This is a genomic window from Jatrophihabitans sp. (genome assembly GCF_046262535.1).
Lineage (GTDB): Bacteria > Actinomycetota > Actinomycetes > Mycobacteriales > Jatrophihabitantaceae > Jatrophihabitans.
Genome location: NZ_JBHEMO010000102.1, coordinates 1 through 6,810 on the forward strand (window position 1 = coordinate 1; position 6,810 = coordinate 6,810).

Consider the following 6,810-nt stretch of genomic DNA (forward strand, 5'->3'; position numbering starts at 1 on the left):
GTTCGGTAGGTGCAGTGATCGCCAAGCAGATGCTCACGCCCGGGAAGCAACGGATAGGCGAGCCCATAGGCGAGGTGCCGCCGGTTTCAGACCTTGCGCGAGTTAGCTCGGTTGTCGCATGCCGACGCCCGCATGTGCCGCGGAGCGGCTCTACCGGTTCTCATGGGTTCTATCGGGCGTGCTGTTGCGGCAGGCTCGGAGGTGGTAGCGGCCGGCGGGGCAGCACTTACCGGATCTGACCTTCGAGGTCTTGCGGCAGACCGTGCGCCCGCCGGTCGTGAGAAGGCTGATCGCTGCTGGGATGTCGTGCCCCCCGTCGTTGGGTGAGCACCGAACCATGAGATCGCGAATGTCTTCTCCGCGCTGCCCGACCACGTGGGACTCGTTGAAAGGGTGCGGATGCTGTTCGTGGGTGATGACTGGCCGAAGATCATCATGACATCGAGATCGTGACCAGGACGGCACGCGGCTGGTGCGACGGCGGCTGCCCGAGGGCCTGGAGGGCATCAGTCGACTGCACGCGTTGATCGCCACGGCGATGCCGACCGAGTGGGTCGAGCTCGATGATGCCGAAGCCGGCCGGGTCAAGGTCGGGATCGAGACCGAGCGCGGACCGTGGGTGGCCGCGCTGGTCGCCGCCGGCTACGGGGTGTTCGCGATCAACCCGAAGAAGGTCGCTGAATACCGCGGTCGGCACTCGACCTCCGGGGCCAAGTCCGATCCCGGGGATGCGCATGTGTTGGGCGAGATCGTGCGCCTGGACCGGGCTCATCACCGCCCAGTTCGTCATGTGTAGACCTGGCCTCCATGTCGACCTAGGCTCTTTTCATCCAAGTCGGCTTGTTCCAAGGAGATCTCATGGTTTCAGCCAGGATCCGACGACGTGCCGTGGCGCTGACCGCGCTGCCGCTGCTGGTCGCCGGACTCGCCACCGCCCCTCGTGCCGATGCGGCGGTCGGTGACAACGTCAACGTGACGGGCAACCACGCCTACACGCGCGTCGACGGCGGCACTGACCCGGTGATTGCGCGATGCGGCTCCGACAATCGGCCTCAGAACGAGACGTCGCTGGCGGTCGACCCGCTCAACGGCCAGCAGCTTGCGGCGGGAGCGAACGATTACTGCACCACGCCAGTGGCTGGTGACGCTTGGGAGGGCTTGTACACATCGTCCGACGGTGGGCACAGCTGGACGCTGTCGCTCATTCCGGGGTATCCGGGCGACACCTCGCCGCAGGGTCTCTCGTCCCCGCTGCATGGGCTGGTCGGCGCTACCGGCGACCCGTGGGATGCCTTCGACCGGCACGGCCGGCTGTATGCCATGGGCAACGCGTTCAACCGTGCGCACCCGCAGAACGCCTCGGTGTGGGTCGCCTCCTACCAGCGCGACGCGACTGCGCCAATCGGTTACCAGTACCGGCGCACGGTCATCGTCGCTTCCGGTACTGCGGGCAACGGTCAGTTCAACGACAAGGTCGCGCTGACGGTGGACAACCAGAGCGCGCGTTATGACGGCACCGTGTATGCGGCGTGGAGCCAGTTCCACGGCAGCGGCAACAACGAGATCGACGTCGCGGTCTCTCATGACCATGGGGCCACGTTCAGCAAGCCGGTCAAGGTCAGTGCCGGCAGCGGTGACAATCAGTTCCCCGACCTGGCCGTCGCGGCTGATGGCACCGCTTACCTGGTGTGGCGGGAGTTCGCTGGCAGGAACAACAAGGACGACGCCATCGCGTACAGCACGTCGGGCGACGGAGGCGCGACCTGGGCGCCCGCGCGCCCGCTGACGACCTTCGTCCCGTACGACAAGTCAGATGCTCCGAGCACCGCGGCTGCCGCAGCGGCTGCACGCGCAGCAGGGGGACCGGACTACGTGGATGAGGAAGACGCTGGTGGTTCGGCCCGTGACTGCGGTGACCCGCCGTCCGCTTGCCAGAGCGGATACACCTTCTACCGCGATGACAGCCAGCCGCGCATCGCCGCGGACGCCAACGGCGTGTACGTGGTCTACAACGAGCTGATCAACCCGCATGACACCAACACGACCTACGCCCCGGGCGGAGTGAGCCAGGTGCACCTCTGGCAGCGCGGCACTGGTTCGTGGAACGACCGCGGGCTCGTGGACCCGGCGGCTGGGCACCAGACCTTCCCGACGGTTGCAGCCGACGGTTCGTCGATCTTCGTCGGCTGGGTGGACAGCCGCGTCGACCCCTGCTTCAGCCAGGAGCGTCCCGCGGGAAACTGCGCCGACGGTAGCGCTCCAGTAGGTGGATCGCTCACCTCGTGGGCGACCCGCCTGCCGGACGGCGGCGGCTCGGGGCAGAGCGGGCAGGTCGCCACGGCGAAGTGGAACCCGAACTGGGAGCAGTTCAGCGGTCGAACCGTCCCGTTCTACGGCGACTACGACACGGTTGCCAGTGGCGGCGGTTCCACCTACTTCGATTGGACGGACAACCGCGACGTCGCCGGCTACACCGGGCCGAACACCGAGGGCAACGACGTGTTGGGCGACCCGCACGTCGGCGGCGAATGCTCGGTGTACGCCAGCACCTGCTTCGACCTCACCCGCGGATTGGACCAGAACGAGTACGTCGCCCAGCTCGGCTAACCCGTCGAAACCACCAGTGCCGTGGCGCGCCTGACCCAGGCGCGCCACCACTGACCTGCGAAAACTAGCGCCGCGAGATGGGCGGCGATCGCATCAGCCTTCCCTTGGCCGCGACGGCCCTACCGCCCGGTTGCCAACACGCGCCACGGCCACTCCGAATAGTCCTGCTCGACGACCGTTGCGGAGAAGTAGCGGCGCGTCTCGGCGCTACCCCCGAAAGCGTCGAAGGTTTCTTGACGAAGACTGAGGACCTGCCGGCTCTCAGTCAGCCGTCGGGTCAGGTCGAGATCGAGGTGCCGCGAGATCGGGCCGGCACGTTCGAGCCGCAGATCGTGCGCAAGCGGCAACGGCGGCTCAACGGCGTCGATGAGGTCGTGCTGTCCCTTTATGCCAAGGGCCTGACCACGGGTGAGATCTCCGCGCACTTCGCCGAGATCTACGGCGCCTCGGTCAGCAAGGAGACGATCAGCCGGATCACCGACAAGGTGATCGAGGAGATGAACGACTGGCGCCCGTCAGGGACCCTCGAGGGGCTAGTCGCGCATCAGCGGAACGCAACGGTGATGCCAGGAGCGCCGGGCGGCGTCTGCAGAGTCTTGGCGTCGCCGAGCCGGAGCTCGGTGAGCAGGTCCGTCGCGGCCGCTCCGTCGATCGGGGTGCCGCCGTAAGCGATCGTCTGCAGGCGGGTGAGGGCGTCGTCGACCGGGGGGCCCTCGAGGCGGCCGTGGCCGATCATGACCATGCCACCGGGACGCAGTGCGCGGGCGATTCGGCGTACACCCTCGGTGAACGCCCGTTCAGGGACGAACGGCGCCGGCAACCATGCGAGGTCGTAAACACCCTCTTCATCCAACGCGGCGACGTCCTGGAGCCGCAGCTCCATCCGCTCTTGCAGTCCGGCCTCCGCAACAGTCTGCTGGGCCAGTTCGAGCACCCTCGGCATCACGTCGATCCCGGTGACCGACAGGGCGGGAAACGCGATGGCAAAGCCGGCGCCGAGCGCGCCGACACCAGTTCCGACGTCGAGCATGCGCGCACCGGGCTGCGCGAGCCGGGCGCCCAGCTCGGGATAGTTCGGCACGACGAACTGCGCGAACATGGCGGCGGCGATTCCGCTTGCCTGACCCTGAGCGCGTAACGCATCGTCGCTCTGATCGGCCCAGCTGACGTCACGCCCGGTCAGCAGGCCGGCAGTCTTGAGTAGCCCTGCCGATGCGAGCGCTTCGATCTGTGCCGGGGTCAACGGGGACGAAGCTAGCGTGTGTTCTGGCACTCCAGCCGCTTCCAGGACATCCCGAGCCGCATGGGTGAGCGACCCCGCCTCGCCGCGGGCGGCAAGCGCAAGGGCCGCCAGGCACCATGCCCCGCGCTCCCACTCGCGCACCGGATCCGCAAGCGCGCTGATCGTCGTGTCTGTCATCGCCTCTTCCTTTCGTTACGGCGTAACGTAACGACGTTATGGTATTGTGTCAAGATGGGCCGACTCAGGGTGCACGGCGCAGCAACCGCTGATGCTCTCCTCGTTGTCGCCGAGCGGCTCGTCGAGACGGAGGGGGTCAACGCGGTCACGGTTCGACGGGTGGCCGAGGAGGCCGGCACCACGACCCGGGCCATCTACAGCACCTTCGGCACGAAGGACGCCTTGCTCGCAGCCCTCGGGATCCGGGCCTTCGAGCTGCTCGGCGCTTTCGTGCGTCGGGTGGCACTGACCGACGACCCGGCCGCCGACCTCGTGCGGGTGGGCGCCATCGCGTTTCGCGATTTCGCTCGGCGCCACACTGGCCTGTTCCGGATCGGCTTCGACCCGGTTGCCACGCCGCCACAGATCTGGTCGGAAGTGGCGCAAGTCAACGCGCAGGCGTGGCAGGCGCTCCTTGCGCGTATCGAGCGCCTCGGCCTCGGCCGGCCCATCGAGCCGCTTGCCCTGCAGTTTCACGCGCTGTGCGAAGGATTGGCCGTCAACGAGCTTCGGGGCACCCTGGGTTCTCCGCGCGCTGCGAAAGCCCTCTGGCGCCAAGCCCTCACGGCGCTCGTTTCCGGCTGGACGGGCACCGCTGCGGGCTAGATGTCTGACGATGCGCGGTGAGGATCAACGCCCGTCCCGCTTTGCGGATGCCCTCTCAGCCGGCGCCCGCCATCGGCGCGGGGCAGTTGCTCGCATGGCGGCAAGCACGGGGCTCGCCTCGACCGGCCAGGGTCCGGGGCAAACGACGCGCACGACGATCGGCGCACCGTCGGCCGTCCGACCGAGGTGGACCGCCGACGAGCCGCCACAGCCAGGGCAGACGATGAGGTGCTGGCTCAGCAGGTGCCCCCGCGATACCCGGGCCGACGCAAGCGACTCGATGGTCATGACACGGCATCGGATCAGAAGCCGGGAGCCGGCGGCTCGACGAACGTCTTCATGGCCGGCCAGCCGGCCGGCTCAGGTTCGCTGACGCTGGGCCGGCGCCTGGTGGCCATCACAGTCCCCTGGATGATCAGGAACAGCCCGCCAACAATCATCAGGATGAGTCCGCTCACGCCCATCCCGAGGACGGCGAACCTGAGGGTTACACCGATGGCGACCAACAGTAGAGCGACACCGATCCGCATCGTGACCTCCACAGGCACACCCTGCCCCGGGCCGCGCTGGCTGGCTGATCAGGTATTCCCATTAGCGACGCGTTGTAACGTCACCGGCCACAAGTGCTTCCTGTGGGCATCGGCCGAGAACGAGCGCGCGGGTGTGCGCCCTCCCGGACACCGGTGTCTGCGGCGGCGCCGGGTTGTTCGACGAGGCCGACCCGGCCGGCGCCTGCGGCAGTGACACCAGAGGCGGATGTTGCGGGCCGGCGGTGCCGCAGCCGATCGCGTTGTTACCTCCACCGCGCGCGGCGGCCGCATCCAAGCGATGGTCGCCTTGATGCGCCGCGCGTCCAGCAGTGGTGATCGCCGCGCGTTCTGCTCGGCGGACCTCGCCGTACACGGCAATTGACAGCCGCCGTCGGAAGGATGCACGATCGGCAATGGTCTAGTCCAGTTGGCCGCACCGGCGGACGGCCTCACTCACCGTCGAGGAGTCCTGCGTGCCCGTCATCGCCACAGCGACCCTCGTCGATCGCGCCCGCGCGGCCGGTGTCGGCGTGGCCGCGTTCAACGTCATCACCCTCGAGCACGCAGAGGGTCTGGTTGCCGCGGCCGAGCGAGCCGGTTCGCCGATCATCATGCAGATCAGCCAGAACGCCGTGCGCTTCCGTGGATCGCTGCATCCGCTCGCGGCTGCGACCCTGGCCATCGCGGCAGCGAGTCCGGTCGCTGTCGCCGTCCATCTCGATCACGTCGACGACCTGACGTTGCTGCACCAGGCACCGGTCGCCGGCTTGAGCTCGGCCATGTTCGATGCCGGGAACCTGCACTACGCGGACAACGTCAGCCGAACCCGGGCCGCCGCCGACTGGGCGCATCAGAACGGGCTGTGGCTGGAGGCCGAACTCGGCTACGTCGGTGGCAAGGCCGACGCCCCGGCCAGCGCACACGCCCCCGGCGCCCGGACCGACCCGGCCGAGGCGGCCGACTACGTGGGCGCGACCGGCGTCGACGCGCTCGCGGTGGCCGTCGGCACCTCGCACGCCATGACCACACGTAGTGCCCGGCTCGACATCGACCTGGTCACGCGGCTACGGGACGCGGTGCCGGTCCCGCTCGTGCTCCACGGCTCGTCCGGCGTTGCGAACGATCAGCTGCGCGACGGCATCCGCGCCGGACTGACCAAGATCAATGTCGGGACGGCACTGAACATCGGATACACACAAGCGGTCCGCTCCTGCCTGGCGGCGGACGCGGACGTGTCCGACCCGCGCAAGTACCTCGGGCCGGCGCGCCAGGCTGTCGTCGACGTCGCGGCCGATCTGATCGCGACGATCAGCGGCCGACGGGATCAGTAACGATCTTTCGATTCTTCGCTCATCGACCAGGTCACGTTCACCGTCACTGCCACTGCTGTCTGGCAGAGGTAAACACCGAGCCGATGCCTCAATCGCCCGGGGCCGGGACCCCGGTCCCGGGCGTCACTACGCCCCCCTCGTAGGCGAGGACGACGGCTTGGACGCGGTCGCGCACACCGAGCTTGGCGGACACCCGCGTGACGTGGGTCTTGACCGTCGGTTCGGACAGATACAGCTCGGTCGCGATCTCGCCGTTGGACAGGCCGCGGGCGATCAG

General features: G+C 68.2%; 7 protein-coding genes and 1 pseudogene. 5 read left to right on the top strand and 3 right to left on the bottom strand.

The annotated features are described in order from the left end of the window. Positions 1–472: 472 nt before the first annotated feature. From ABR571_RS14225 to ABR571_RS14235, 3 genes and pseudogenes are all read left to right on the top strand, one after another. Positions 473–796 (top strand): transposase, encoded by a 324-nt coding sequence (locus ABR571_RS14225; RefSeq protein WP_409453861.1) that lies wholly within the window; start codon positions 473–475, stop codon positions 794–796. A 62-nt stretch (positions 797–858) separates the two neighbouring features. After that, positions 859–2,607: a sialidase family protein gene (locus ABR571_RS14230; protein WP_409453862.1), complete on the top strand. Its 1,749-nt coding sequence runs from the start codon at positions 859–861 to the stop codon at positions 2,605–2,607. A 275-nt stretch (positions 2,608–2,882) separates the two neighbouring features. Then, positions 2,883–3,116: pseudogene (locus tag ABR571_RS14235) on the top strand (transposase); the annotation flags it as partial. A gap of 35 nt (positions 3,117–3,151) precedes the next feature. On the opposite strand, the gene ABR571_RS14240 reads toward ABR571_RS14235, so the two are convergent. After that, positions 3,152–4,027 (bottom strand): SAM-dependent methyltransferase, encoded by an 876-nt coding sequence (locus ABR571_RS14240; protein ID WP_409453863.1) that lies wholly within the window; start codon positions 4,025–4,027, stop codon positions 3,152–3,154. A 54-nt stretch (positions 4,028–4,081) separates the two neighbouring features. On the opposite strand from ABR571_RS14240, the gene ABR571_RS14245 reads away from it, so the two are divergent. Further along, positions 4,082–4,672 carry a TetR/AcrR family transcriptional regulator gene (locus ABR571_RS14245; protein WP_409453864.1) on the top strand — a complete coding sequence of 197 codons (591 nt, stop codon included), beginning with the start codon at positions 4,082–4,084 and terminating at the stop codon, positions 4,670–4,672. A gap of 302 nt (positions 4,673–4,974) precedes the next feature. Here ABR571_RS14245 and ABR571_RS14250 read toward each other — a convergent pair whose 3' ends face one another. After that, positions 4,975–5,214, bottom strand: a complete 240-nt coding sequence (locus tag ABR571_RS14250) for a hypothetical protein (protein WP_409453865.1) — start codon at positions 5,212–5,214, stop codon at positions 4,975–4,977. Positions 5,215–5,675: 461 nt separating this feature from the next. On the opposite strand from ABR571_RS14250, the gene ABR571_RS14255 reads away from it, so the two are divergent. Next, on the top strand, positions 5,676–6,533 hold the full coding sequence (locus ABR571_RS14255) for a class II fructose-bisphosphate aldolase (protein ID WP_409453866.1): 858 nt from the start codon (positions 5,676–5,678) through the stop codon (positions 6,531–6,533). 88 nt (positions 6,534–6,621) lie between these two features. On the opposite strand, the gene ABR571_RS14260 is transcribed toward ABR571_RS14255, so the two are convergent. Continuing rightward, positions 6,622–6,810: LuxR C-terminal-related transcriptional regulator (locus ABR571_RS14260; RefSeq protein ID WP_409453867.1), on the bottom strand; the 189-nt coding region annotated here is incomplete at its 5' end.